We start from the raw sequence: 25,798 nt of genomic DNA on the forward strand, positions 1-25,798 counted from the left end.
TACTATAATATAAAAAGCATAACCCCAAACGTTGTCGTTTGGGTATTATGCTTTCTTCTCTGTTTATTGCTTTATATTATACTCCATCCAATGTCATGCACTTCCCTAACCGAAACGTCCCATAATGTACTCTTGTGTCAAACGGTTGTCGGGGTTGGTGAAAATATGTTCTGTATCCCCGTGCTCAATCATGTTTCCCAGATAAAAATACGCTGTATAATCCGAGATACGTGCTGCTTGCTGCATATTATGGGTTACGATTACGATTCGGAGATCCTTCTTAAGCTCGGAAATGAGTTCCTCTACTTTCCCCGTTGATACCGGGTCCAGCGCAGATGCCGGCTCATCGAGCAGCAAAATCTGAGGATCAACCGACAGTGCACGTGCAATACACAGACGCTGTTGTTGTCCACCAGAGAGAGACAGGGCCGACTCATTCAGTCTGTCCTTTACTTCATCCCACAGCGCGGCGCGGCGCAAGCTTTTCTCCACGATTTCATCCAGTGCCTTCTTACCTTTGATACCGCGGTAGCGGGGGCCAAACGCGATATTGTTGTAGATGGACTTATGAAATGGGTTTGGCTTCTGCCACACCATGCCGATTTTCTGGCGCAATTTGATCACATCGGTGCCTGGCTCGTTCAAATCTTTACCATCCATCCAGATGTGCCCCTCTGTGCGGGAACCGGAAATCTCATCGTTCATGCGGTTGAGGGACCGCAAAAACGTGGATTTACCGCAACCGGAAGGTCCGATCAGCGCTGTAACGCTGGCTTCAGGAAACGCGAGGCTGATCTGCTTGACTGCCTGGAAATGCCCATAATATATGCTTAACTGTTCCGTACCAAAAGGTATGGCCATGTTGGTTCCTCCTTATTTCGAAGCTGTCATGCGGCGGTATACAACCCGGCCGATCCAGCGTGCACTCAGATTGAACGCCAGTACAAGGATAACAAGCACCGCAGATGCTCCGGCTGCCACTTCCTTGGAATCTGGCCCAATGCCTTCACTGTTGACTTTCCAGATATGAACGGCAAGTGTCTCTGCCGGACGGAATGGGTTAAGCGGCGATCTTGGGCTTGTCGGATTCCAATCCGTGAAGTCCAGCGGCGGACTACTCATCCCTGCTGTAAACATCAGGGCTGCCGCTTCACCGAAGATCCGGCCGGAAGCCAGGATTGTACCTGTAATCAAGCTTGGCAGCGCCACAGGCAGCAGAATGGACGTAATGATCTTCCATTTGGACAGACCCAGTGCCAGGCCCGCTTCCTTCTGTTCCTTCGGAACGGCCCGGAAAGCCTGCTCCGTTGTCCGCACCATGAGCGGCAAGTTGAATATCGCGAGCGCCATGGCACCCGAGATCAGGGAGAAGCCAAGACCGAACGTATTTACAATCAACAAGAGACCAAACAAACCGATAACGATCGACGGGAAGGAGGACAATACCTCAACAACCAATCGGATAAAACTTGTAATCTTGCCTGGCTTCGCATACTCCGCCATATAGATTCCTCCGCCCCAACCGAGCGGAATGGTGATAATAAGCGTTAAGATCAACAGGAAGATGGAGTTAAAGAGCTGCGGTCCAATCCCGCCTCCCCCTTTGAGCAGCTGCGGTGCACTCGTCAGGAAGTGCCAGTTGATTTGCCCTACTCCACGGAACAGGATGAATCCCAGCAAACCGAGCAGCAATACCACGATGAACAAGGCTAAAACAACTATGACGGATGTAGCAATTTTATCGACCGTTTTTGCCTTCATTTTCATACCCGGTTTCTCCTTTCGAGCAAACGAACCAGAATGACGAATACAAACGTCATCACAAGCAGGACAAGCGCCATACTCCAGAGTGCATTGTTATGAACCGAACCCATTGTGGTGTTACCCATACTCAGGGTGATTACACTTGTTAATGTAGAAGCAGATTCAAGCAAGGATGTCGGTACATGCGGTGCATTACCGATAACCATCTGTACGGCGAGTGCTTCACCGAAGGCACGAGCCATCCCCAGAACGATCCCCGTCAGCAAGGCTGGCAGAACCGTTGGAATAATCACGCGGTAGATCGTCTGCCAGCGCGTAGCGCCCAGAGCATAGGACGATTCACGCAAACCTTTGGGCAGAGCAGACAGAGCATCCGCCATAATGCTTGTTACGGTAGGCAGAATCATTACGGATAGAACCAGACATCCGGCTGCAATCCCGATGCCGGCTCCGCCGAAGATGCTCCGCAATAAAGGCACGATAACACTCAGACCGATAAAACCGTATACGACAGACGGAATACCGGACAACAATTCAATGGCTGGCTGCAGAATCTTTTTCCCTTTACCCGGCACGATCTCCGTCATAAAGAGTGCCGCACACAAACTGAGCGGGCTTGCAATCAGAGCGGCCAGCAGGGTGGTTGTGAAGGAACCGGTGATGAACGGTAATGCTCCATAGGCTGCTGGTTCTGATGATGGACTCCACGTTTTGCCGAACAGGAATTCACTCAGGCTCACACCATCCTTAAAAAAGGTTGAGAGACCCTTGGACGCCACAAAATAAACGATGGAAAACATGACAACGATCAACAATACGACACAAATCGACGTATAGATCCGTCCTGTCCACTCTTCCCAGAAATGTTTCTCTCTCAAGGGCCGGCGTGACTTGATCTTGCTGTTCATTACCGTTCCCCCTTCGGTCTGTTCCATAACAACCATCCTTCTATAATAGAGTAATGTAAAATATGGGATTATTTCATTCAAAAACCGCGTAAAGAGGCAGGACCTTAGTCCGCCTCTCTCGCTGTATGCGCAAGTTCAAAGATTATTGAGTCAAGTTACCCGCTGCATCGCGTTTTACTTTCATACCGGATACCGGAATGTAACCCAGTTCCGTTACGTCTGTTTGTTGAATTTCGTCACTCAGCATGTAGTCGAGGAATGCTTTTGTCGCTGCATCCGGCTCACCTTTAGTGTACATGTGTTGGTAAGCCCACACTGGATATGTTCCAGCTTCTACGTTCTCAACGGATGCTTCAACGCCTTCGTACTTCAGGACTTGCAAGCTGTCATCGAGGTAAGACAGTGCCAGGTAACCAATTGCTCCTGGAGTCTCGGATACAAGCTTCTTAACTGTACCTGAGGAATCTTCTTGAATGGAACCTTGGATATCTTCTACTTTCGTTCCCAGAGCGAAGTTCTCGAATGTTGCACGAGTACCGGAGCTGCTAGGACGGTTAACGATAACGATTGCTTGGTCAGCACCACCAACATCTTTCCAGTTTGTGATTTTACCGGAGAAGATATCGATCAATTGTTGTTTCGTCAGGTCTTCAACACCTGCATCTTTGTTGCTTACTGGTGCGATCGCTACTACTGCTACTTGATGATCAACCAGTTCTTTTGCTTTTGCTTCATCTTCCAGCTTCTCTTCTGCAAATACGTCGGAGTTACCGATTGTAGCTTGTCCGTCGGATACTTGAGTCAGACCAGTACCACTACCGCCACCTTGCACTTGCACTGTTACATTTTTATATTCATCAACTGCCATAAATTTTTGTCCAGCTTGCTCTACCAGAGGTTGCAGTGCTGTTGAACCAACAGCCAGGATGTTTCCGCTAAGCTCAGCAGCTGCTTCGCCTGATCCTGAACCATTGCTTGCGGCGCCCTCTGTACCAGCGTCATTTTTGGATCCGCATGCTGCGAGTACCAGTACGAACGTTAAGGTCATCAAAATAAACGGCAACTTTTTAAACATGTTTTGTTTTCCTCCCCCAATGTAGTGATGGCGTTTTGTGAATTTGTTTGATCACCATCAACTCTTTTATCATTGTAGTTTCGGTATGTCATCTCAAAATCAATGTTTTGTAAACGCAATGTTAAAATTATGGGCGGTGTTTTGAAATATATGGAAGGAAAAACAACACCGTAAGCGACCGTTCCGGTTCCGAATCGTTCTTCCGATCGCTGTATTGGCTCGGCTTCACGTAAATTACATAGTACCACTACGCTGAAAGAACAATCTTCCGATCGCTGTTATCCCCGGATTTCATTAATTTTTCCCTTTGGTAAAAATCCGGTGATAAACGCGAATGCTTCGCTTCTACAGATTATTGCTGTCCTCTCCGTTCCAATGTAATGTAAAAAAAAACTTCAAGCAGCAGGCCAGCGCTTCTTCAGAATCGATTCTGTCCCCTCAACTGCTTCGGTGTTGTTTGGTCGCTTCCAGACGTTTCAATCCACCGCCTGGGGAGAAGGGGTGAGAACAAAATAGACCAGCCCCAAAAAGGCCGGTCTATTTTTAATGGTTGATTAGATGTATTTAAACTTCATATATAGAAGAAAATAAAAAAACTGCTCTTCTCAAGTGCCTGGCACCAGAGCAAAAGCAGCCTTTTCTACTAATTCAAAATCCACAGCCACAGGGCCAGTCCAGCCAAGGTAATCAACAATGTCGGGATCGTCAGGATGACTCCTACCTTGAAATAATATCCCCACGTAATCTTTACACCCTTCCGCGATAACACATGCAGCCACAACAATGTAGCGAGTGAACCGATTGGCGTCATTTTGGGACCCAGATCAGATCCAATCACGTTGGCATAGATCAACGCTTCTCTAACAATGCCTTCGGCATGTGCACCCTGGATCGCCAGTGCATTAATTAACACGGTTGGCAGATTGTTCATCACCGATGATAACACCGCTGCAATCAATCCCATGCCCACCGATGCAGCCAGCAGGCCATGCTCTGCTATGGCATCCAACCAGCGGCTCAGATGATCTGTTAACCCAGCATTACGCAGTCCGTATACAACGATATACATGCCTACCGAGAAGACCACAATGGACCAAGGCGCTTCCTTGACAACACGTTTCAGGTCAACTGCTTTACTCTTGCGTGCCAATATGGCAAATAGCAGAGCGACGGCGCCCACGATAACCGATACCGGGATCGGAAGAAACTCGCTGGAGACATAAGCTATCAAAAGCAGCGCAAGCATATACCAGGCAATACGGAACATCCGCGGATCGCGAATGGCTTCCTTGGGATCACGAGCGGCGGAGATGTCGTAGCGTTGAGGGATACTTTTACGATAAAACAGATACAGCATTCCTGTACTCGCTACAATGGAAAAGAAATTGGGAACAATCATCCGCACAGCATACTCCACAAATGTAATTCCAAAATAATCGGCTGACACAATATTCACCAGGTTGCTGACAATCAGCGGCAGTGAGGTGGTATCCGCAATAAACCCGCTTGCCATGACAAATGCAAGTACCATGCGTTCATCGAATTTCAGCGCACGCACCATCGCGAGAACAATCGGAGTCAGGATAAGCGCAGCACCATCGTTGGCAAATAAAGCAGACACTGCTGCTCCGAGCAAAATGGAGTAGATAAATAATCTGCGTCCATTTCCTCCAGCGAGTCTCGCCATATGAAGTGCAGCCCATTCGAAAAATCCCGTCTCATCCAGAATCAGTGAAATCATAATGATGCCTACAAATGCCAGTGTTGCATTCCATACGATGGACGCCACATCAGAGGCATCATTCAGACTGACCACACCACATAGCAAGGCGAGCACAGCTCCACCTGAGGCAGACCAGCCAATACCCAGTCCACGAGGCTGCCAGATCACCAATGTAACGGTTAATGCAAAGATTAGTATAGCTACGTATGTCATAAATCCTCCTGTACCTTCACCCTGTTACTACTATTATAAATTCACCGCAATCTAAGAGAAAAACCAACGATATAGTTATACAGGGCAACAGGAGGATTGTCTATCTTTATTTTATTCTATGAAACTAGTATTTTACCGGGTTATGCCTGGTCCTTGTTCTTCGGCGTATCCTCCACCATTTTGAACATGCCTAGCAGGCCTTGCAATTGTTCCGCCATACTATTCAGATGCGCTGATGATGACGCAATCTCTTCTACAGATGCCAGCTGTTCCTCAGAGGAAGCCGATACGGATTCCGTATTCGCAGCACTCTCCTGGGTTACGACAGAAATATCATTCATGGCTTGAGCAACACGAGCCGCCCCTTCCTCCAGCTGCTTCGTTGTTTGAGACAGATCATCGAGCGTATGGGCTGCATCTTCAACGGCCTCACGAATCTGGGCGAATGACTGTCCTGAAGTATTTACTGCCTGAATGCCATCCTCTACCCGGGTCTGGGCAGCTGTCATGGTATCCATGGCGGCATCCATATCCAGACGGATATTATGAACGAGTTCACCGATTTGTGCTGCAGAGCTGCCGGATTCTTCCGCCAGTTTCCGAACCTCACCTGCTACCACTGCGAATCCGCGACCAGCATCCCCCGCTCTCGCCGCTTCGATGGACGCGTTCAGTGCAAGCAGGTTGGTCTGTTTGGAGATGGTGGCGATGACATTAACCATGTTTCCAATTTCTGTGGAACGTGCATTCAAGGACTGCACCACCACTGCCAGCTGTTCCACCGTTTCCTGAATGCTGCTCATCTGATCCACGGCCTGTCCCGCAGCTTCATTACCGGAGTAAGCTGCTCCGGATGTATTCCGCATGTTCTGCGTAATGGATTGCACACGTTCAGACATGATGCGGACATCTTCGGCCATACGACTCATCTGCCCCGATCCATCCGTCACGCTCTTCACCTGCTGCTCTGCACCTTCCGCAAGTTCCTGAATGGAGAGTGTCGAATGCTCAATGGCTTTGGTCGTTTGCTCCGCGCTCGCCGACAATTCCTGAGAGGAAGCCGATACCTGCTCCGTCGTTTCCTGAACACCCAGAATCATCATTCGAAGGTTATCTACCATCCGCTCAAAATACTTGGCGAGATCACCAACTTCATCTTTTCGTCCGGTTTCCATCTTAACCGTCAAATCACCTTTGCTTACCGCACGAGCAGACTCTTGCAGACGCCGGATTGGACGCAGCATGGAACGTGTAAACCAGATAATGAATACTAGCGTGAGGAAGGTCGCAGCCAGAATGACAATTAAGGTTGCCATCCGAATGTCTTTACTGGCATGAGACAATTCACTTTGGAACATCGTTCCGCCAATCTTCCAGCCCGTTGCTTCATTAGTGGAGAAGATCATCATTTTGGAGTCATCATGATAGGTGTAATCGAACGATCCCTCTTGAGCTGCAAACATGGGATCCAAAGCCTCTGACGTTTCTTGCGTGCCAGATTCCACCACAGGTGAGGAGATATAATTTCTCTCCGGATCCATGATAATAACGTACCCTTCCTTGCCCACCTTAATGGAAGCCTGTTCACTAATTTCCGTTAGATCCAAAGACAGACCTACTACACCAGATTGATCTTCCAGTGTTTTGGAGATAAACACAACCGTTACTCCATCCGTATTCTTGGACACAGCTGACACAGCGGGATTGCCCGGGTTGGCCATCGCCAGCTTGTACCATTCCCGTTCCCTTGGGTCATAGTTGGACCCTTGTGCACTGCCGGTTGTTTCTTTCCCCCTAACCATGGTCCCATCTTCAGTTCCTACAAATATATTCAACGCATCGGGATGCAATCCGACATACTGCTGTAATTTCATTTCCACTTCAGAAATACCACTATCCTCACTAAGCATGTCTGTCCGAATGGAATCGGCAAAATAATTGATATCGTGAATCTTCGCATTGACATGGGTTTCAATAATTGAATTCGTCGTGCTTACACTTTGTTTGGCACTATCCATCAGTTGACCTTCTACTGTGCGATCTGCTATCAACAGTGTGATCATTCCGATGGTCACACTGGGCACCAGCAATACGGCCAGGAAGGATATCAGCAATTTATTTCGTATACTCCAGACAAAGCCCCTTTTCTTGTTCTTCTTTTTTGCTTTATTTTCTTTCTGCTTGACTGGTTTGGCAGCTTTTTTCGCTTGCCCTTGGTCCAGATTCTCCCCCATCTGCTTTTCCCCCTCCAAAAAGTTCAATCCTTCTTTGTTTGTATGTAGGACCCTCTCCATGTCGACCTTAACCCTTCTCTTCATACCAAATTCTCTCGATAGGGTTATCTTATATATCGGCTTAAATTCAAATATATTTGATTACAAAAATTTACATAACACGTCAAACAAGCCACTCCGTTAATTAGAAGTGACTTGTTTATATGTACATATTAAAAAGGGATTTATCTAGGCAGATGTTTGCCGATATGGACCCTGTGGCGGCTTGGCCGACGGTTTGCCAAAGTAATATCCCTGAGCCAGCTCGATCCCTATGGAACGGCAAAAATCAAATTCCTCCATGCGTTCGATGCCTTCAGCAAGCACACGTCCCCCGAATCGGCGTGACATCTCCACAATATCGATAATCTGCTGTTGTTTCACCGGGTCACGATCACACTGATCAATCAGACTACGATCAATTTTGACAAAATCAGGCTCCAGCCGATTCATCAATTCAATGGTCGAATACCCTGCCCCGACATCATCCAGTGCTACCGACATTCCACGGGAACGATACACCGAAAAAATATGCTGGAGAATGGACATATGCTGGATCTGTTCCGTTTCCACAACTTCAAACACAAAATCCTTGGGGTCCAGTTCCAGGCGCTCAATCGCTTCAAACGTATGAGTCAGGCAAAATTCAGGATTGTATATAGAGGAGGGCAGAAAATTCACAAAGCGCTTAACACCATGAGGCAAAAAAGCTGCACTTGTTTCGATTGCTGTGATTCTTGCGGTCCGATCCAAAAAGGAATGTAAGCCCGTGTCCCGGGCAACCTCAAACAAGTTATACGGGCTAAATGGCGTGCCATTTTCGGAAGGTCGCAGGAGAAACTCGAATCCGACAATCTGTTCATGTGCATCAACAATAGGCTGCATATGACTGCTGAATTGATTGTTCAAAATAATCGATACCAGATCTGCATGCTTGAATCGAGATTTCATCATCTGAAGACTAATCCAGCCTGCCTGATCCGCCTGTTCATGAATTGGAGTTACCTGTACTGTAACGGATTCCGTGTGGATAGCCTCGAGCTTCTGTATCGCTTCCAGCCAGTTTTGTACAGATTCGGCATTCGTATAGGTCATCCATATCGCTTCATCCGAATATTCAACATGCACACCCAACGATCTCAGCACTTCCAGCAAAACGGGGAAAACGGGACGCAGATACAGAGTACCTTGATCCTCAATTGGATAGATTGGACTGCAGCCACTGCAATTCATGTAGAACCCCCTTGCCGGTTTATGTTTCTATTTCAATTAATGTTAAATGGTATATACCCAAAGTTTGTAAATATTATAGCATGGGTCATAAAATTAATCTCTAGTGTTTTGATGACTTCCGGTATGAACGTTTTTGCTACAGTCTTAAACATTTTTGCAGAAAAAAAGACCGCCAGTCTGTTGACTGTCGGCCTTCATTATCCGCTTTATATTAAGAAGCGGGAATTACGATTTTCTGTCCAACTTTCAATTGATGTACATTTGAAATTTTGTTGGCTGTGGCAAGCTTGCGCCAGTCCACACCATATTTCAAGCCGATGCGGTACAGGTTGTCCCCTTTTTTCACCACATATACCACTTTGCCGCTTGCTGGTTTCTCAGGCTGCGGTTCCGGTTTTGGTGTTGGAGCAAGTGTTGGTGTTGGTGCTGGAGCAGGCTTCGTTCCCGGTCCAGGAGTCACCGCTGCTTCTCCAGTCAATTTCAAGCCATACTCGGCAAAACCTTCGTCATTCGTACCAATGAACGACATTGCCGGGTTAGCTTCAACCAGCGCTTTGGCATCCGGAGAAGACGCAAACACCACTTCAAGATCGTTCAGTGCTGCTGCAGTTACACTTGCAGAAGGCTTAATTGGTGCCAGTGACCAGTTGCCATCCGCTGCCGGATTGATTGTTTTGTTATCACGGATATAGTCAATGATGACTTGACGGTTCTCATCCGGTGCTGCCAAAACGATACGTTTACCATCCGGATTGGCCAGTTTGGACGAAGAAGCACGATAGTTATTCGTTGCCACGATAAACTTTTGCTCCGGATCGATCGGTTTGCCATTGAAGCTCAGGTCCTTGATCCGGCTTGCCGATGCATTCACCACGGTTGCTTTGGAATCATATTTGGCAGGCTGAGTCACATCAATTTGATACGTTACACCATCGATCACATCAAAGTTGTACGTCGGGAAATCCATGTTGATCAGCTGCTGCTGTCCACCCTTAGCCGGGTCGATCTGATTGAACTGGCCTGCAGACCATTCCAGCCATTCCTTGATTTCAGCACCGTTAACCATAACAGCATGTACCGTATTCGGATATACGTACAGATCAGCTACGTTTTTGATTGCGATGGTGCCTGCAGGGATATTCGTGTAGTATGAAGCACCTGAACGACCGCCCGCTTTAAATGGAGCTCCTGCAGACAATACCGGGATATCTTCATACTCGGTTCCTTGCATGTGTTTCTCCACGTACCATTTCTGAGCATTCGTCACGATCTGAATGGATGGATCATCCTGAACCAGAGCGAAGAAGCTGTTGATTGGAGCCGTTGTCTCTCCGACCGGACCACGTACATAGTCAAGCGTACCTTCGTGCTCTTCATGAACCGCATCGATGATCTCCTGATCTGCATCAACCAATGGCTTTTTGTTCGCAGTGTCATAGATTGGACGTGCTTCTGTCGCGGAATCTACCACTTTCCACTTGCCATCCACCAGCTCCAGATCAAGATCAATGATTCCGAGATGATCACCCCAGAAGCCTGGCTCCACTGCTGGAACGCCATTGATGGTTCCTTTTTCAAGATCCACTCCCTTTTTGCCTTCAAAGTCAGCACTTGGGAACACCTTGTGGGCATGTCCAAACAGAATCGCATTAATGCCCTCTACCTGGCTCAGGTACAGCACCGAGTTTTCCATCAGATCCGTTTGAGGGATATCTTCAAAACCGGAGTGAGGAATGGCAACGATAATGTCTGCACCTTCAGCCTTCATTTGCGGAATGAATTTCTTGGCTGTAGCAATAATATCCTTGGCTATGACTTTGCCTTCCAGATTAGCACTGTCCCACTGCATGATTTGCGGCGGCACGAATCCAATAACACCCACTTTGATCGTGTGCTCTTTGCCGCTCTCATCCGTTACTTTTTTGTCCAGAATTTCATATGGGGTGAAGTAATTCTTGTCGTTTGTTTCATCGTCATCGCCGTCATCTACATAGACATTCGCATTAATATAAGGGAAGTTGGCGCCCTCCAGCGTCATGTCCAGGAAATCCAGACCATAGTTGAACTCGTGGTTTCCGATGTTACCGGCATCATAATCGAGCAGGTTCATTGCTTTATATACAGGGTGAGTCTCACCCTTTTGAAGTGGGTCGATTTTGGCTACATAGTCTCCGAGCGGGTTACCCTGAATCAGGTCACCATTGTCGAACAACAGGCTGTTTTTCGCTTCTTCTCGGGCTTTTTTGATCAGTGTAGCTGTTTTGGCGAGTCCATATTGATCGGTCTCTTTGTCGGAGTAGTAGTCGTAGTTAAGCAGATTGTCATGAATGTCCGTTGTTTCCATGATACGCAATTTTACTTTGGCAGCATCTGCAGCCGATACAGGTACCGGAAATACTGCAAGCACGTTTAATGCAACCAAAGCGGCAGTCAGGCTTGATAATACTTTTTTGTTCTTTTTCAAAATAACCCCTCCCGGTTATGTACATTGAATCATGCCATAGTGTGCAAACGAATAGGCGCAGAAATAGCATAGATTTCATGGGTTGTGCGTGCTGAAATCAAGGTCTTCACCAGCTGAATTCAGGTTAGTTTATCTCACATGAACATCTATTCATATCTGTGCGTATCGTTTACATTCCAAATCATAACGCAATGAAGCGTGGTTGAAAAGCATTATTTTTTACATTATCCGCACATAAGAATACAACTTTACATAATCATGCGGGATTTCGACATTATTCTCTCTTTTTTTGTTAATATATAGTTTACGAAACGTGTTAAATACGTATATTACATAGGACTTACATATGTATCCATCTCATCCTGTTCATCAGTCAGCAAAAAACCGCGAAGCCCTGCGGCCTCACGGTTTATATGTCCATCAAGATATATCCGATGATTCAGTGCACCCAAAGAACACTTCATTCGGTTGCTTTATTGTTCCCACACCTGATGCTCATGGTCCTTGCCTGTATATTCAATGCGTACGGGTGTAATATCCAAAATGACATAATTCGGATCGTTCGGTCCGTCAAACCATGCTTTCAGTTCATCATTCCACACTTCTTCGCGCAGGTTTTCATTTTTGGTCACTTCACAGGTTCCTTCGATCTCAACCACTTCTTTGGAGCCACCCGCCTCATAGCCAAGCAAAAGACTGACATTAGGGTTATTCTCAAGCTCCTCCACCTTATGCGTGCGGCGGTTCGTCGCCAAGTGAATATTCATGCCATCATTGAAAAGCGCCATATAGCGGGATTTCGGTTTACCATTTTCAACAGTTGAGAAGCTGCAAAAAGGGTTGTTTTTCAATGCCTTTACAATGTTTTGTTCGAGTTCCGTCTTATTCATGGGACATGCTCCTTCCGGTTGGGGGTAGTTTTGAAGCGCTTATGGGCAGCCGTTACGGTTACGGATCGTTCTTCCGATCACTGTTGTCTCTAAATTTTCTTGATTTTATTGTTGTAAGGTTATAATTCAGAGACAAACGTGACCGCTGACGCTTTTTCAGAATCGATTCCGTCCCCTTCACTGCTCCCACAGCTCTTCAAATCAGAGTTAGCTAAGCCAAAGGCTTACAGGACACCTCATTAAGTACCCGTCTTAAAGGCTTCTTTTGATGTTATCGAGTAAGCATCGGCCTGCTTATATATAAGTTGTTGTGACATAAAAGCCTGTACTTATAGTGTACCCACCCCACCTATGGTGAATCCATGAATCCGTTCGTAAACGTGACAATATTGGAAAGGTTATCAGTTCATATCCCCAAGATAAATCCGCTTTGGTTCACGTTTCATCAGCAATTCGCCAATCGTTTGGGGATACAAACGGACGGATGCCAGATCCTCAAGGGCGATCCATTCGACTGCAACCTGATTGTCATCCGGGTTGGTGCCTTCAAATACTGTGGCATTCACATCCTTCAGACTGCATTCAAAATAAAATTCAACCTGGTGAATGTCAGCATCCCATTCGGCAAACTCATGATTCTTCCCGATGTATTCCCGGATATGAAGCAAGTCTCCCACAGTCACTGCCTGTCCGATCTCCTCCAAACATTCACGGGCGACGGCATCCTTCAGTTCTTCACCCTTCTCCTGTCCTCCACCTGGAAAAACATAAGCTGTACCATATTGATCCTCCAAACGGATGACGAGCAGCCTTCCATTCTGTACGATAACCGCCTTCGCGGAATTCCGTATCGGTTTCATCTATTTATCGACTCCAATTCATTCATATGTATCTATCCTCGGTCGGTTTCGGTACCGATCTAATCTCAAGCATGACCTGCAGCCGATAGAATTACCCCTTCAGCTTCAAGTAATCTGCGGATTTCTCTTGCAAAAGATAGGGCATGCTCCCCATCACCATGTATGCATATGGTCTCCGCTTTGAGGGGAACCGCTATGCCTTCCGTGGACACAACGACACCTTCATTCACCATGCGCAGCACTTGAGCCAGCGCTTGTTCTGGCTGCCCAATGACTGCTCCGGCATGACTGCGGGGCGTCAATTTACCGTCCGAACCGTAAGTCCGATCTGCAAACACTTCACTTACGCTGCGCAGACCGGTACGATCCGCCGCCTCAATGAGCGCGCTGCCCGCAAGACCATAGAGGTATAGTTCTGGCCTTACGTTGTAAACCGCCTGAGCAATGGCTTCAGCAAGCTTCATATTCTCCGCAGCCATATTGTATAACGCGCCGTGCGGCTTCACATGATGCATGCATCCACCGTATGCTCGTACGAAGGCATCCAGTGCCCCAATCTGGTATACGACCATGTCATAGGCTTCCTGCGGGGTTATATCCATGCTTCTCCTGCCAAAACCCTGCATATCCGGCAATCCCGGATGTGCTCCAATCGCAACCTGATGTTCCATTGCCGTTTCCACCGTTGATCGCATCGTGGCTGGATCTCCTGCATGAAATCCGCAAGCAATGTTGGCCGAAGTGATCAGCGGCAAAACCGCTTCATCCCACGGCATTCGGTATATACCATAACTTTCGCCCAGATCACAATTGATATCTACCGTCTTCATTGCGAACCCCCGTTTCGGTCAATCTTCTGCGGATGAATGCAGCGATCAGCTGTAATCCCCGTTCCTGCTCCAGGAACAACTGCTGTGCTTCTTCATGTGTAATTGGCTGAAAAGCAACCCGAGTCCCGGGCCTTGCCTGAGCCAATACCGGCAAATCCACCCTGGCGACCTGTGCAATCACAGGATAGCCTCCAATGGTTTGATGATCTGCCATCAGGATGATGGGCTGACCATCTGCTGGCACCTGAACTGTGCCATAGGTTACGGCTTCCGATAACCGGCTCATAGGTTGTTCAAGCTCCAGCTTCGAGCCCTCCAATCGATATCCCATCCGATCCGACTGAGGAGCAATCACATATTGTTCATTATACAGTCGTTCCAGGCTCTCCCTGGTAAACTTGGAGGTATCCGCACCCGACATCACACGGATCACTGGATCCTTCTGATATAAAGACCATTCTCTGCTGGACAGGTGCCATATCGGCCCCTTCATGTGTGTCTTCTCCAGCTTCGCTTGTTCCAGCAATTGGTGGAGTATGGCTCGTGCTTCCCAAGAAGCCTCCGCAGCAGATAATATATCTCCAGCCCGCAAAGCTCTGCCTTCCAAGCCGCCAATACCTGTTTTCAGGTCCGTACTTCGGCTCCCCATGACTTCATTTACCGCTATCCCACCAGCAATGGACAGATACGCTCTCAATCCGGATCGACATCGCCCAAATTTCAATACACTTCCCGCCATTAACGCAACTGGACGCCACAGGGGAACGGGCTGATCATTCACGGTCGCCGATAGATCTGCACCACATAGAGCGATGAGGCTATTTTCATGAAATCGAAGCTCAGGGCCCGTCATGATTATTTCCATTACAGCTGCATTACGGCGATTATTCACCAGCATATTGGCTGTTCTTGCTGCAAATGTATCCATAACTCCACCCGGATGTACCCCATGCCGTCGATATCCGTATCTTCCCTCATCCTGAACTGTGGACAACAGGCCTGGGCGAATGACCTCCATTTTCATCCTTCGCCCTCCTTCCACTCTATGTAATCCTGCTCCGTTATCGCTTCAAACCGGACCCGATCCCCTGCCTGAAGCAGGCTCGGCAGATCATGTTCAGGACGAAACAGCTTCAGAGGTGTTCGTCCGATGCAGTGCCAACCACCAGGCGTAGCTACCGGGTATATTCCGGTTTGCTCGCCGCCGATTCCGACGGTCCCGGCTTCTACTCTCAGCCTCGGAGTTGCTCTTCGGGGTGTCGCAATCCGCTTGGGCAATCCGCCAAGGTAGGGAAATCCCGGTGCAAATCCAATCATGTGGACCAGGTATTCCCCGGATGTATGAATCGCAACAACCTCATCTGGGGTCAATTCGTTTTCACTCGCAACATACTCCAGATCAGGCCCGAATGGACCTCCGTAGCACACGGGGATCACTATGGTTCTGAATGGGTTATGTACGGATTCTTCAAGCATCTCTAACCGGGACAATAACATCCTGCACACCTGTTGATATGGAGAAGATTCACTTGCTCCTTTCCCTGAAGCCGATCGAGCAGATCCCGCAACAACCATTGGATCATAAAACAGTGCAACCGACGCGAACGACGGAACCAACTCTATCATGCCCGGAAAGGAATTTTCCTCCAGCCGAGCACAGACCGAGATCACTCTGCGGTGAACTTCATCCGATATTGCATCTCCGCAACGAATCATCACCCCAGCCTCACCCAGTGGAGACAGCATCTCTTCTGTCCATTCATACTTGATTTTGCTCACGCCATCTCCCCCTGTTGGTAAGTTAGGATTGATCATGTTCTATTTCGGATTCAGATGGACACTACAATTGTATAATTCGCAGGCCCAGGATCCAGCTTTCTTTTCTATTCGGGTAATCGAGGTATTGGACAACTTCGTGCTAACATCAAGCGCAGGTACCAATCCTCGGAGGGTATTACGCAGAATGGCCCCATGACTGACCACAATCACTTTCCCATCAGGATGCTCCTTGCATATATCCTCGATTGCAGCACTGCCACGCATCGTCCCGGCTGCTGCAGCTTCCCGTCCCAGCTCTAGAGTGCTCCAGTCCGGGCCCCATTTGGCTATACGTTCCGCCTCCGTTGTTCCTTCCACCTGACCGCCGCCCATCTCACGCAGCCTTGGGTCCAGATGAATCTCACGAATACCCAGTCGTTCACTGATAATCTTCGCCGTCTCATGTGCACGCCCCAGATCACTGGCATAGATGGCATCCCACGACTCCGAACTCAGCCTTTCCGCAAGCAAAACGGCCTGTTCTCTCCCTTCCTGATCCAGCGGATTGTCCGTCTGTCCCTGAGAACGTTTCTCTTTATTCCACGCTGTGCTTCCGTGACGTATTAATGCAAACTGTGTCATCGTGTCCCTCTCTTTGTTCTATAGTAGGTGTTAATCATGCCGCTGATCATTCAATCCTTGTCTAACTCATCCTCGGTAAAATGTCTGCGTTCTTTTGGTTTGGCAAACTTGCTGCCGTTGTATACTGCTGACCCATTTCTTGGTATGGAAAGGCTGGTCCATGGTTTTTCTTTCAGTATTTTGGCTGCGTAAATAATTTGTCCCACATGATACGGATAATGCGCCAATTGCCGTGTAATAGCCTCCATGACGGTATGACCTTCATTGCGAATGTATATGATCTGTGAGAGTTGTTCCGGTGCAAAAGAACGAATGGCACTCAGCAGGCAGTTCCAGCCTTCCTCCCACTTGCCCAGCAGTTCTTCTCGTGTGGAGATGTCATTGACGAATTCAGCGTCTCGCGCTCGCCAAGGCTTTTCACCATCGCTTGTGAGCACATCCGTCCAGCGGGATAACATATTGCCCCACAGATGCTTCACAATGACGGCAATGCTGTTGGTATCCTCATGCCATGCCTGAAATAATTGCTCGGTCTCCAGCTGCCCCATGGCCTTCTCTCCAAGCTGCTTATAATACAGAAATTGCTTCTCGGCTGTCTCCAGAAATGCCTGATTCATATTCATATCCAATTGGCCAACACCTTTCTATATCCATAGTGAGTGCAAGGCTTGCTTTATTCAGGAAATACCAGTACGCCTTCTTCATTCGGCGGAAAAGGGATTACTTTCTTCACTGCATCCAGATTAAGCTCTCCATAAATATGGGGAAACAGTTCATTTAGCTCATATAAGTCTTCATATACAAGTTCCGGCTTTAATGCTTTTTCATCAATACCCAGCAGCAGTAGATCCGTACGTCCTGCGTAATATTGCGCAGCTACCCATGGAATCTGCTCTTTGGTAGAGCAATGAATGAATCCATCCGTTTCCAAACTATCCGGTGCATACACGCTCTCCTTGGATACCTGTTCCCATACTGATTGAGAAATAATGCTGTAGATCATTGCGCCGCCTCCATATCATTTTCTTCTATGTATCCTGTGTATCATTGCAAGTATTATAGATCATCCCGGATACGGGAGTACAATTTTTGATCCGTGAACACGCCTTTAATCTTCAATTGCTTACGAAGCAGACCTTCATACGACATGCCCAGTTTCTCCATGACCCGTGCCGAACCGATGTTGCCAGCATTGCATCTGCCCTCCAGCCGGTTGCAGTCCAGTTCCTGAAAGCAGTAATGAACGATGGGCTGCATCGCTTCAGCAGCAATCCCTTTATTCCACTCCTTGCTTGCAATGGCATATCCCAAAGAAGCACTCTGCATAAGCTCATTGAAATGAAAGATCCCCCCGCGGCCAATCAGGTGCCCCGTGTCTTTGCGAACAAATCCCCATAGATACACCGATTTCGTCTCATAATTGTCCAAGGCCCGTTGGATGTATTGAACGGAGTCATCCACCGTCTCATGGCAGTTCCACAGAGTCTGCTCGCTGACTCTTGGGTCGGAGGCAAATGCATAATAATCCTCGGTATCGTCTAATGTAAGACGTCTGAGCAGCAGCCGTTCCGTTTCAAATTCTGGCGACTCAGCGAATAACTTTTCAATGTTCATACGAACTCCTCCTATTGCTTAGGAAATAATGGTCTATCACGAACGTGCACAGAATCCCTGCTGTATATCTGACGAGATCTATGACAAGAAAACCGTGTCCCAAAATCAGGGCACCCAGCATGGTTGAACGCACCTCATTGAGCCATGGCATTTGAATCATTTGCGAGAATTCTATTCCCCAGCTAAACACGAAGCTCAATAGGAAAGCCCAAGCCTTACTTCGCCTGATCCAAACCATACGAAATCCGAAATAGATCATGCCTGCCCACAAGGCATCTCCAGCATGGTCATGTAAGAAAACAGGCAGCATATCCCCATAGCGACGGGATGCCAGCCCGGCTGCCATAGTAATGACTACTGCAATAACATAAATTCGTCTTTCTCTGATCAACATCACCTTCTCCAATGCTTACGATCCATCGGACCTAACCTGCAGTTGCCTTTTTTACAGCAATTCTATGATCTGCAATTGGTTCTCAGATGGTAACCTGTTTTGTACATTTCACTTGCCCTTTGCTTCATTTCCTCAACCTTAATGCTCTTCTGAAACGTCAGCACCGAGATGATCGAAAGAAAAAGATACCTGAAGTAAGCCCAGTCTTTCATATCCCCATTTGAACTTATAATTGCAGCTTTCACAAGGATCACGTCCTCTTCGTTTTGGTTTCTGGACCCGCGCAGGTAAGCCTCTTAATGCGGTGACTTCGTATTTTTGTATCTAAAAAGGGACGTATATTCTACGTCCCTCTGCTGTCTGTCTCTATGATGTAAAAAACTATGGTCACACGCTTGTTTGAAATAAGCTTTATTTTACCGTTACCGGTATCGTCACTTTCTTGTTGTTCCACTTGGCGGTTATGCTCGTTTTGCCTTTACCCACAGCCACCACTTTACCATTGGTTACCGTAGCTACGCTCGGTTTCGTACTGCTCCAGACTGCATTGTTGGTAACCACCGTTGTCTTGCCTGTATCATACTGCGCCATAACGGTTAGCGTTGTGCTTCCCTGCGGGGATAACACCAGCTTCTTCTGACCTGTAATCAACTTTTTGAGCAATGGAACAACCGTAACTTCTGTCTTTATTGTCTGATCTTGGTAGGTTCCTGTCAAGGTTGCATTTCCTTCGGTTAACGTTTTGACCGTCCCATTTTTAACGGTTGCCACTGCATTATTCGACGAAGTCCAGGTCACCTGTTTCGACAGATTAATTGTTTTTCCGTTGGCATATGTACCAATGACCTTCAGTGCTTTGGATTTCTTGATGTTCAACTGCATTGCAGTAGGAGTAACTTCCACTTTGGTAATAATGTCAGTAATGGCGACAGGCACCTTAACTGTTTCCGAGCCGTATTTGCCTTGCAACAGCACCCGGCCAGGCGTATTGCCTTTGATCTTGCCGTTTTCCACGACAGCTGCTGCATTCGAAACGCTCCACACGATCTCTGATGTTACATCTTCTTCCTTGCCGCTCGCACGTACAATGCTGACTTTGGGCAGTGCACTTTCACTGCCTTTGACAAAACTATAGGATTTGGGCGAAGCCTTGATGCTTTTGATTTTCTCGGAAACCTGGACAACGAGCTGCGCCTTGGCCCCATCGACTTCAGCATGAATCGTTGCCTCACCCGCTGCTACTCCCTTTACTTTACCTTTCACAATGGTTGCAACTGCTGCATTACTCGTAGACCACGTAACCCCTGCAGTCACATCCTGCTTGTTATCAAACCCTTCAACTTCTGCCATCACCTTCAGCGCAGCCGTCTGTGACACACTTAACTTCTGCGGGCTGCTGTTGGTAATTTCAATGGAGGTCACGTCACCCGTAGCCGCCAGAATGTGTGATGGAGCCAAGATAGCACATACCATGATCAGTGCAAGCATTCCTCGAAATGTTCGTTTTACTCTTTTCATTGCAATCTTCCATCTCCCATAATCCAATATTTTACTTCTATTATATTATATCGGAGATTGAATGCATAATAATGAATTTTATAGTGCTAGGATGGTCAAAAGAATTGAGATTCGACAATTTTTTCCTATATGAGAGAAGTTGCTTTAAAGGAAGATTACAAGCTTGCAGCTAGGCTTGAGCAAGAATATCTGTGGGTAACAAATAATATGTTTGATTAAACGGAACCCTTATCAGGGTTCCGTTTGCTTTAATGCTATGTGCACACTGTACTTAATTGCTTTATAACTAACTTGGCAAAATCAAATATTCAGCCCCACCCATATAAGGCTGGAGAGCTGCCGGAATGCGAATGCTTCCATCCTCCTGTTGGTGATTCTCCAAAAGTGGAATAAGGATACGTGGCGATGCCACGGCCGTGTTGTTGAGCGTATGGCAGTACGCTAGCTGACCTTCGGCATTGCGGCAGCGAATATTCGAACGACGTGCCTGAAAGTCATGCAGGTTTGACGACGAATGGGTTTCCCCATATGCGCCCCGGCTCGGCATCCATGTCTCAATATCGTATTGTTTATACGTTTTCTGCGACATGTCACCTGTACAAACCGCCACGACCCGATAAGGCAGTTCAAGCAGCTGCAGCAATTCCTCTGCATGTCCGGTAATTTCCTGGAGCATGCGCTCCGATTCCTCCGCATCCGGTGCACAAAGAATGACCTGTTCGACTTTTGCAAACTGATGCACCCGGTACAAACCTCGTACATCCCTTCCGCCTGACCCAACCTCACTGCGGAAACAGGTGGATACGGCAGCCAGTTTGATCGGCTTCTGTACATCTACAATCTCATCGGCATAATACGATACGAGTGGTACCTCGGAGGTGCCGACCAGCCACTTGCCCTCACCTTCCAATTCATAGACCTGATCGCGTCCTGTCGGAAAAAATCCCGTGTTCACAAGTGCATCCTCTCTGACCATTAGAGGCACTTCCATAGGGGTGAACCCTTGCCGCATCAGCAGATCAAGTGCGAGCTGCTGTACCGCCCGGTGCAGAAGCAGCCCTGCTCCTTTTAACACATAGCTTCGTGTCCCTCCGATCTTCACCCCCCGCGGAATATCAATCAGATCATGAAGCTCCCCGAGCTCCACATGGTCCTTGGCTGTATAGGCGAATGTCGGTGTTTCCCCCACACGTCGCAGCTCCACATTATCCTCGTCCGATGCTCCAATCGGCGTATCCGGTGATACGACATTAGGCACCAGCCATTGCAACCGAGTCACTTCCTCCTGCACGTCCGCAAGCTTCGCTTCGACCTGTTCCAGCTTCTCATTCAGCTGTTTCACCTGAGTTCTTAATCCTTCGGCCTGTTCACGATCCCCGGATTGCATCAATTTTCCGATATCCGCTGATAAGGTGTTCCGCATTCTGCGTCCTTCTTCTGTTTCCTGCAAAAGCGCTCTGCGCTCCTCATCCCGCTCCAGTAATGCACGAATGCTAATGTTGATTTTCTTCCCGTCTGCCGCCGCCTGCACTTCATCTGCATGGGCCCGAATCCACTTCATGTCCAACATGGTCACCGTCTCCTTTGGCTAAAAAAATGCAAAGAGCGCCCTCATCCCTTGGGACGAGGAGCGCTCTGCTCGCGGTGCCACCCAACTTGCCGAATCAGGATACCCTGTTTCAGCCTCTTGGTCCGCGATAACGGGCGGTTCCGGTTAACTTGGGGACGGATTCGCTCCCCTGGCGATAACGCCTCCGAGTTGGATGCTCTTCAACGGCATGGTTCCGATCTGTAATTATTGTGTCTCAGTATATACGAACCAAGAACCACTTTGCAAGTCCTACCAAATCCTTACACATGCTGTTATGATAGACTTGTTTGCACTCGGACGTATGAGCTGATGTAGCTGACCTTAAATTGTACATAGGTATAGAAGGAGTTCTCCATGAAAAAATTGTTATGGATTGGCTGTCTGTCCTATTTTCTTATCGGACTTGCACACGTAGTCCTCGGTTCCATCCTGCCTGTCGCACTAGAACATTACGGCAAAGATTACAGTCAGGGAGGAACACTGATCTTTGCCCAATTTGCCGGATTCCTGGGTGGTGTACTGTTGTCTCCTCCGTTAAATCGTCGTTTTGGCAAACGCGGCGGATTACTTATCGCTGCAGCTCTGCTATGCATTGCTGAGTTATCCTATATGCTGCTGCCTCCCTGGGGCCTTATGTTCGTCATTGCACCCGCAGCCGGTTTCGGATTCGGCATGATTGAAGCCGTAATCGGTACGATCATCATTGCCGCCATCAAAGAAAATACCGCAGTGGCAATGAGCAGGCTTGAAGTATTATTCGGTATCGGAGCCATGGTCATGCCGCTTATCGCCAGCGGTCTGATCTCGGCAGGGTACTGGCGCATGTCCTTCCTCGTCGTTGCGGTCTGTTCAGCACTGACATTCCTCTTCTGGGCCAGAATGTCATTCGGGGAGCTGGATCATGCACTCGGCAGGCGCCAGCCAGATGACGCTGCTGGACACATCCAGGCGGGGGAATCTTCTAATGCTGTGTCTTCTTCAGACAGTGGCACAAGCAGTTCAACCTACCGAGGCCGTAATCTGGCTCTGATGATCTTATTCGTTGTATTTTTCTTTCTCTATGTCGGCACGGAGATGAGTCTTGCCAATTTCATGCCTGCCATTCTGATTGAAAAAATGAACATGAAGGAGGCTGGGGCAGCTCTTAGTGTTACCTGTTTCTGGATCGCGATGTCGGTTGGAAGACTCTTCGCCGGATATATCGCTGAAAAGTTTCAATATCGCGTGTACATTTTGTACAGCTGTCTGGCAGCTGTGCTGCTTATGGCCATTTTCCCGTTTACCAGCCAGATCTGGTCTGCTTTTCTAATTATTCTCCTGCTTGGACTGGCGTTTTCCGGAGTTTTCTCCATTGCTCTTGTTTTTGCTAGCAAAATGCTGCCAGGAACAGAAGAGTCTACACCCAGTATCCTGATTGCATCTGGCGGGGTCGGAGGGGCCATTCTGCCTCTGCTTACCGGTTGGAGTCTGGATCATCTGGACGTTAATCAATCCACATGGATGCTTGCGCTATTTACTGCAGGTCTGCTTGTGATCAGCCTGGTTGCTTATCAGTGGCAGAACAGACAACGTGCAACTTCCCTTTGATTACCGTATTGCGTTCGTATTAAATTATAAATTCACCAATTTAGATATTCTATAATGTAGCTATAATGTAAAGTGGCTCCGAGGCATATGCTTCGGAGCCCTTTTTGCTTCAATAATCGTAATGTAGACTGAAACTAATGCAGTTCAATGGTCTACAACTTGATTGCCCAGGAAATAGTTTGCGGTAGGTTATTTCATTTCTGGAGTATAAAATAGTGGTATTAATTAATGAATTACATTCAGCAGGCCAATAATGAGAAGCTCTCTGTTTACTCTGCCAATTATAAAGATCGCGAATATCTCAACATAAGTGAACATTCTAAGAATTCAAAATTAAATCATATTTGACAACTCGGAATTAGGAATCTATCATATCCCTTAATATGTAAGAAACTTTTTTTAAAACTTGGGAGGTTTTCATGATGGGTTTTCAAAAGCGTATTGACCACATCGGTATTGCTGTACGTGATCTGGAGACAACACTGCGTTTCTATACGGAGATTGTAGGACTCGAATTGAAAGACCGGGTAACTCACACGAACGGTGTCATTCAACTCGCTTTCCTTGGCTTCAATGGTAGTGATGAAACGGAGATTGAGTTAATTCAGGGATACAGTGATAAGCTGCCTTCCGAAGGAACGGTGCACCATTTCGCCATCCACGTGGAAGACCTTGATGCGGAATATAAGCGTATCCAGGCTACAGAGGCCGAGTTTATTGATGGGGAGATCATTACGCTGCCCAACGGCTATCGCTATTTCTTCATCTATGGACCAGAGAAGGAATGGATTGAGTTTTTCCAGCGCTAATTATGTGTTCAAAATCAAAGTACAGTTAAACAACACCTATCCACCTTCCTTCAAACAAAGATCGATTCCGATCTATCTTATCCTTTCTGATATTTGATACATTCTCACAAGTATATCGCGCTTGGCTATTCCATCCAGTTCCTGACTGGACACATTCCGGCCTCTGGCCTATAATTACACCTAGTAATGCCCGTAACTTCATAGTTTCCCAGGGGAGTCGGAATTGGCCGGCTGAGAGTGTATCCCATCAAGATACTAACCCTTAGACCTGATCTGGATCATGCCAGCGTAGGAATCGGAGTATATCGAATTGGCCCAGCCATGTGCTGCAGCCACCTCTCTAACGCCTGCACGCGTCCCGGATTACGGGGCGCTTTTTTTGATGGTATCTTTTTGACACAAAAAGTACGTCATCCGGATCATAGCTGGTATAAATCGAAGGATTTATGCACCATGCTTGGATATGAAGCCAAGGAGTACCCCGCGCCACTGGCCGGACCATATGAAGGAGAGAAAACAAGATGAGATGGCGTAAAATGATCGGACTCCTGCTCTTGTGTGTGACACTGGTCACCGTCGCTGCATGCGGCAGCCAAGAAGCAGCACCTGCAGGACAAAGCGGCAGCAGCACCACTGAAAACAGCAGCGAAGGTGACAGCACAGCATTGAAGGATGTTAAGGTCGTGCTCGACTGGACACCCAATACTAACCACACCGGCCTGTATGCCGCCGTGGATCAAGGGTTTTATCAAGCAGAAGGCTTGAATGTCGAGATTGTGCAGCCAGGAGCCGGCGGTGCGGATACGATGGTAGCCTCAAATGAAGTTCCTTTTGGGGTAAGTTATCAGGAGAGTGTAACACAGGCCCGTACACAGGACGTTCCACTCGTCTCCATTGCAGCTGTCATTCAGCATAATACGTCTGGATTCGCCGCTCCGGTGGACCGAAACATCAAATCACCCAAGGATTTCGAAGGCAAATCCTATGGCGGCTGGGGATCACCCGTTGAAGAAGCGGTTATGCAATCCATTATGGAAGGCGAAGGCGCCGATGTGTCCAAAGTAAAAAATATCAATATGGGCGACGCCGACTTTTTTACCGCAGTGAAACGGGACATTGATTTTGCATGGATTTTCTATGCATGGACCGGCATTGAGGCCGAACTGCGGGGAGAACCCCTCGACATGCTGTATGTGAAGGATTATTCCGATGCGCTGGACTATTACACGCCTGTACTCGTGACGAACGAGCAGACCATTCAGAACGACCCAGAACTGGTGAAGGCATTTATGAAGGCTACTTCCGAAGGGTATCAATATGCGATTGATCATCCCGAAGAAGCTGCAAACATTTTAATCAAGGCTGTACCTGATCTCGATAAGGACCTTGTGGTGGCAAGTCAGAAATGGCTGAGCCCAAAATACAAGGATGACGCTCCGCGCTGGGGTGAGCAAAAACAGGAAGTGTGGCAGAACTACACGGACTGGATGTTCAGCAAAAAACTGCTGGATGAGCAGATCGATGTATCCCAAGCGTATACGAACGAATTTCTACCCCAATAAAATATAACTGTATAAGTCGACTTTTATGTACACCGGAACGAAGAGTGCTGAACCCATCTGTAGAAACAAAGTGGTCGCCTAAAAGCTTTC

Annotated in this window: 24 protein-coding genes and 1 riboswitch; of the genes, 3 read left to right on the forward strand and 21 right to left on the reverse strand. The window is 47.7% G+C overall.

Annotated features, from left to right (window positions below):
* Positions 1–105: 105 nt before the first annotated feature.
* The 21 genes from pstB to serS all read right to left on the reverse strand — a co-directional run bounded on the left by pstB (position 106) and on the right by serS (position 21,729).
* Complete coding sequence (gene pstB / locus CHH60_RS24350) at positions 106–861, reverse strand: phosphate ABC transporter ATP-binding protein PstB (protein ID WP_095361569.1); 756 nt, start codon at positions 859–861, stop codon at positions 106–108.
* 12 nt (positions 862–873) lie between these two features.
* Positions 874–1,761: a phosphate ABC transporter permease PstA gene (pstA, locus tag CHH60_RS24355; protein WP_095291810.1), complete on the reverse strand. Its 888-nt coding sequence runs from the start codon at positions 1,759–1,761 to the stop codon at positions 874–876.
* Between the two features lie 2 nt (positions 1,762–1,763).
* Positions 1,764–2,699 (reverse strand): phosphate ABC transporter permease subunit PstC, encoded by a 936-nt coding sequence (gene pstC, locus CHH60_RS24360; protein WP_236146679.1) that lies wholly within the window; start codon positions 2,697–2,699, stop codon positions 1,764–1,766.
* A gap of 115 nt (positions 2,700–2,814) precedes the next feature.
* Positions 2,815–3,747, reverse strand: a complete 933-nt coding sequence (locus CHH60_RS24365) for a phosphate ABC transporter substrate-binding protein PstS family protein (RefSeq protein WP_095361570.1) — start codon at positions 3,745–3,747, stop codon at positions 2,815–2,817.
* 643 nt (positions 3,748–4,390) lie between these two features.
* Entirely contained in the window at positions 4,391–5,683 is a 1,293-nt protein-coding gene (locus CHH60_RS24370; protein ID WP_095361571.1) for an arsenic transporter, read from the reverse strand.
* Between the two features lie 140 nt (positions 5,684–5,823).
* On the reverse strand, positions 5,824–7,917 hold the full coding sequence (locus CHH60_RS24375; protein ID WP_095361572.1) for a methyl-accepting chemotaxis protein: 2,094 nt from the start codon (positions 7,915–7,917) through the stop codon (positions 5,824–5,826).
* Positions 7,918–8,145: 228 nt separating this feature from the next.
* Entirely contained in the window at positions 8,146–9,189 is a 1,044-nt protein-coding gene (locus CHH60_RS24380) for an EAL domain-containing protein (RefSeq protein WP_095361573.1), read from the reverse strand.
* A gap of 211 nt (positions 9,190–9,400) precedes the next feature.
* The gene (locus CHH60_RS24385; RefSeq protein WP_095361574.1) at positions 9,401–11,653 is read right to left on the reverse strand and encodes a bifunctional 2',3'-cyclic-nucleotide 2'-phosphodiesterase/3'-nucleotidase; all 2,253 of its coding nucleotides are present in this window, start codon (positions 11,651–11,653) and stop codon (positions 9,401–9,403) included.
* 329 nt (positions 11,654–11,982) lie between these two features.
* Positions 11,983–12,117, reverse strand: a complete 135-nt coding sequence (locus CHH60_RS30405) for a hypothetical protein (RefSeq protein WP_255248074.1) — start codon at positions 12,115–12,117, stop codon at positions 11,983–11,985.
* Between the two features lie 9 nt (positions 12,118–12,126).
* Positions 12,127–12,543 (reverse strand): pyridoxamine 5'-phosphate oxidase family protein, encoded by a 417-nt coding sequence (locus CHH60_RS24390; RefSeq protein ID WP_095361575.1) that lies wholly within the window; start codon positions 12,541–12,543, stop codon positions 12,127–12,129.
* A 401-nt stretch (positions 12,544–12,944) separates the two neighbouring features.
* Complete coding sequence (locus CHH60_RS24395) at positions 12,945–13,403, reverse strand: NUDIX domain-containing protein (RefSeq protein WP_095361576.1); 459 nt, start codon at positions 13,401–13,403, stop codon at positions 12,945–12,947.
* Between the two features lie 65 nt (positions 13,404–13,468).
* Positions 13,469–14,233 carry a LamB/YcsF family protein gene (locus tag CHH60_RS24400; RefSeq protein WP_095361577.1) on the reverse strand — a complete coding sequence of 255 codons (765 nt, stop codon included), beginning with the start codon at positions 14,231–14,233 and terminating at the stop codon, positions 13,469–13,471.
* Entirely contained in the window at positions 14,208–15,257 is a 1,050-nt protein-coding gene (locus CHH60_RS24405) for a biotin-dependent carboxyltransferase family protein (RefSeq protein WP_095361578.1), read from the reverse strand. Before CHH60_RS24405 ends, CHH60_RS24400 begins: the two co-directional genes overlap by 26 nt.
* On the reverse strand, positions 15,254–15,979 hold the full coding sequence (gene pxpB, locus CHH60_RS24410) for a 5-oxoprolinase subunit PxpB (RefSeq protein ID WP_095361665.1): 726 nt from the start codon (positions 15,977–15,979) through the stop codon (positions 15,254–15,256). The genes CHH60_RS24405 and pxpB overlap by 4 nt, the downstream gene beginning before the upstream one ends.
* Before the next feature lie 72 nt (positions 15,980–16,051).
* Positions 16,052–16,633, reverse strand: a complete 582-nt coding sequence (locus CHH60_RS24415) for a histidine phosphatase family protein (protein WP_095361579.1) — start codon at positions 16,631–16,633, stop codon at positions 16,052–16,054.
* Between the two features lie 50 nt (positions 16,634–16,683).
* The gene (locus CHH60_RS24420; RefSeq protein WP_095361666.1) at positions 16,684–17,256 is read right to left on the reverse strand and encodes a DUF1572 family protein; all 573 of its coding nucleotides are present in this window, start codon (positions 17,254–17,256) and stop codon (positions 16,684–16,686) included.
* Between the two features lie 50 nt (positions 17,257–17,306).
* Positions 17,307–17,636, reverse strand: coding sequence for a DUF952 domain-containing protein (locus CHH60_RS24425; protein ID WP_095361580.1), 330 nt, complete (start codon positions 17,634–17,636; stop codon positions 17,307–17,309).
* 53 nt (positions 17,637–17,689) lie between these two features.
* The gene (locus tag CHH60_RS24430) at positions 17,690–18,247 is read right to left on the reverse strand and encodes a GNAT family N-acetyltransferase (RefSeq protein ID WP_095361581.1); all 558 of its coding nucleotides are present in this window, start codon (positions 18,245–18,247) and stop codon (positions 17,690–17,692) included.
* Entirely contained in the window at positions 18,237–18,641 is a 405-nt protein-coding gene (locus CHH60_RS24435; protein ID WP_095361582.1) for a ribosomal maturation YjgA family protein, read from the reverse strand. Before CHH60_RS24435 ends, CHH60_RS24430 begins: the two co-directional genes overlap by 11 nt.
* Positions 18,642–19,052: 411 nt before the next feature.
* Positions 19,053–20,159 (reverse strand): Ig-like domain-containing protein, encoded by a 1,107-nt coding sequence (locus CHH60_RS24445; RefSeq protein WP_095361584.1) that lies wholly within the window; start codon positions 20,157–20,159, stop codon positions 19,053–19,055.
* Positions 20,160–20,445: 286 nt separating this feature from the next.
* Positions 20,446–21,729 carry a serine--tRNA ligase gene (gene serS, locus CHH60_RS24450; protein ID WP_095361585.1) on the reverse strand — a complete coding sequence of 428 codons (1,284 nt, stop codon included), beginning with the start codon at positions 21,727–21,729 and terminating at the stop codon, positions 20,446–20,448.
* A 375-nt stretch (positions 21,730–22,104) separates the two neighbouring features.
* Here serS and CHH60_RS24455 point away from each other — a divergent pair, with 375 nt between their 5' ends.
* The 3 genes from CHH60_RS24455 to CHH60_RS24465 all read left to right on the forward strand — a co-directional run bounded on the left by CHH60_RS24455 (position 22,105) and on the right by CHH60_RS24465 (position 25,708).
* Positions 22,105–23,337: an MFS transporter gene (locus CHH60_RS24455; protein ID WP_095361586.1), complete on the forward strand. Its 1,233-nt coding sequence runs from the start codon at positions 22,105–22,107 to the stop codon at positions 23,335–23,337.
* 422 nt (positions 23,338–23,759) lie between these two features.
* On the forward strand, positions 23,760–24,146 hold the full coding sequence (locus tag CHH60_RS24460) for a VOC family protein (RefSeq protein WP_095361587.1): 387 nt from the start codon (positions 23,760–23,762) through the stop codon (positions 24,144–24,146).
* A gap of 200 nt (positions 24,147–24,346) precedes the next feature.
* Positions 24,347–24,459: riboswitch (TPP riboswitch) on the forward strand.
* Positions 24,460–24,667: 208 nt separating this feature from the next.
* A complete protein-coding gene (locus CHH60_RS24465) occupies positions 24,668–25,708 on the forward strand; it encodes an ABC transporter substrate-binding protein (RefSeq protein ID WP_095361588.1) in 1,041 nt (346 codons plus the stop codon).
* Positions 25,709–25,798 lie beyond the last annotated feature (90 nt).

The sequence above is a fragment of the Paenibacillus sp. 7523-1 genome (assembly GCF_002276415.1).
Lineage (GTDB): Bacteria > Bacillota > Bacilli > Paenibacillales > Paenibacillaceae > Paenibacillus > Paenibacillus illinoisensis_A.

What these genes read in the sequence shown, in the direction of transcription:
- pstB (WP_095361569.1), bottom strand. Translation starts at nt 861, where the DNA reads ATGGCCATACCTTTTGGTACGGAACAGTTAAGCATATATTATGGGCAT.
- pstA (WP_095291810.1), bottom strand. Translation starts at nt 1,761, where the DNA reads ATGAAGGCAAAAACGGTCGATAAAATTGCTACATCCGTCATAGTTGTT.
- pstC (WP_236146679.1), bottom strand. Translation starts at nt 2,699, where the DNA reads ATGGAACAGACCGAAGGGGGAACGGTAATGAACAGCAAGATCAAGTCA.
- CHH60_RS24365 (WP_095361570.1), bottom strand. Translation starts at nt 3,747, where the DNA reads ATGTTTAAAAAGTTGCCGTTTATTTTGATGACCTTAACGTTCGTACTG.
- CHH60_RS24370 (WP_095361571.1), bottom strand. Translation starts at nt 5,683, where the DNA reads ATGACATACGTAGCTATACTAATCTTTGCATTAACCGTTACATTGGTG.
- CHH60_RS24375 (WP_095361572.1), bottom strand. Translation starts at nt 7,917, where the DNA reads ATGGGGGAGAATCTGGACCAAGGGCAAGCGAAAAAAGCTGCCAAACCA.
- CHH60_RS24380 (WP_095361573.1), bottom strand. Translation starts at nt 9,189, where the DNA reads ATGAATTGCAGTGGCTGCAGTCCAATCTATCCAATTGAGGATCAAGGT.
- CHH60_RS30405 (WP_255248074.1), bottom strand. Translation starts at nt 12,117, where the DNA reads ATGAAGTGTTCTTTGGGTGCACTGAATCATCGGATATATCTTGATGGA.
- CHH60_RS24390 (WP_095361575.1), bottom strand. Translation starts at nt 12,543, where the DNA reads ATGAATAAGACGGAACTCGAACAAAACATTGTAAAGGCATTGAAAAAC.
- CHH60_RS24395 (WP_095361576.1), bottom strand. Translation starts at nt 13,403, where the DNA reads ATGAAACCGATACGGAATTCCGCGAAGGCGGTTATCGTACAGAATGGA.
- CHH60_RS24400 (WP_095361577.1), bottom strand. Translation starts at nt 14,233, where the DNA reads ATGAAGACGGTAGATATCAATTGTGATCTGGGCGAAAGTTATGGTATA.
- CHH60_RS24405 (WP_095361578.1), bottom strand. Translation starts at nt 15,257, where the DNA reads ATGAAAATGGAGGTCATTCGCCCAGGCCTGTTGTCCACAGTTCAGGAT.
- pxpB (WP_095361665.1), bottom strand. Translation starts at nt 15,979, where the DNA reads ATGCTGTCTCCACTGGGTGAGGCTGGGGTGATGATTCGTTGCGGAGAT.
- CHH60_RS24415 (WP_095361579.1), bottom strand. Translation starts at nt 16,633, where the DNA reads ATGACACAGTTTGCATTAATACGTCACGGAAGCACAGCGTGGAATAAA.
- CHH60_RS24420 (WP_095361666.1), bottom strand. Translation starts at nt 17,256, where the DNA reads ATGAATATGAATCAGGCATTTCTGGAGACAGCCGAGAAGCAATTTCTG.
- CHH60_RS24425 (WP_095361580.1), bottom strand. Translation starts at nt 17,636, where the DNA reads ATGATCTACAGCATTATTTCTCAATCAGTATGGGAACAGGTATCCAAG.
- CHH60_RS24430 (WP_095361581.1), bottom strand. Translation starts at nt 18,247, where the DNA reads ATGAACATTGAAAAGTTATTCGCTGAGTCGCCAGAATTTGAAACGGAA.
- CHH60_RS24435 (WP_095361582.1), bottom strand. Translation starts at nt 18,641, where the DNA reads ATGTTGATCAGAGAAAGACGAATTTATGTTATTGCAGTAGTCATTACT.
- CHH60_RS24445 (WP_095361584.1), bottom strand. Translation starts at nt 20,159, where the DNA reads ATGAAAAGAGTAAAACGAACATTTCGAGGAATGCTTGCACTGATCATG.
- serS (WP_095361585.1), bottom strand. Translation starts at nt 21,729, where the DNA reads ATGTTGGACATGAAGTGGATTCGGGCCCATGCAGATGAAGTGCAGGCG.
- CHH60_RS24455 (WP_095361586.1), top strand. Translation starts at nt 22,105, where the DNA reads ATGAAAAAATTGTTATGGATTGGCTGTCTGTCCTATTTTCTTATCGGA.
- CHH60_RS24460 (WP_095361587.1), top strand. Translation starts at nt 23,760, where the DNA reads ATGGGTTTTCAAAAGCGTATTGACCACATCGGTATTGCTGTACGTGAT.
- CHH60_RS24465 (WP_095361588.1), top strand. Translation starts at nt 24,668, where the DNA reads ATGAGATGGCGTAAAATGATCGGACTCCTGCTCTTGTGTGTGACACTG.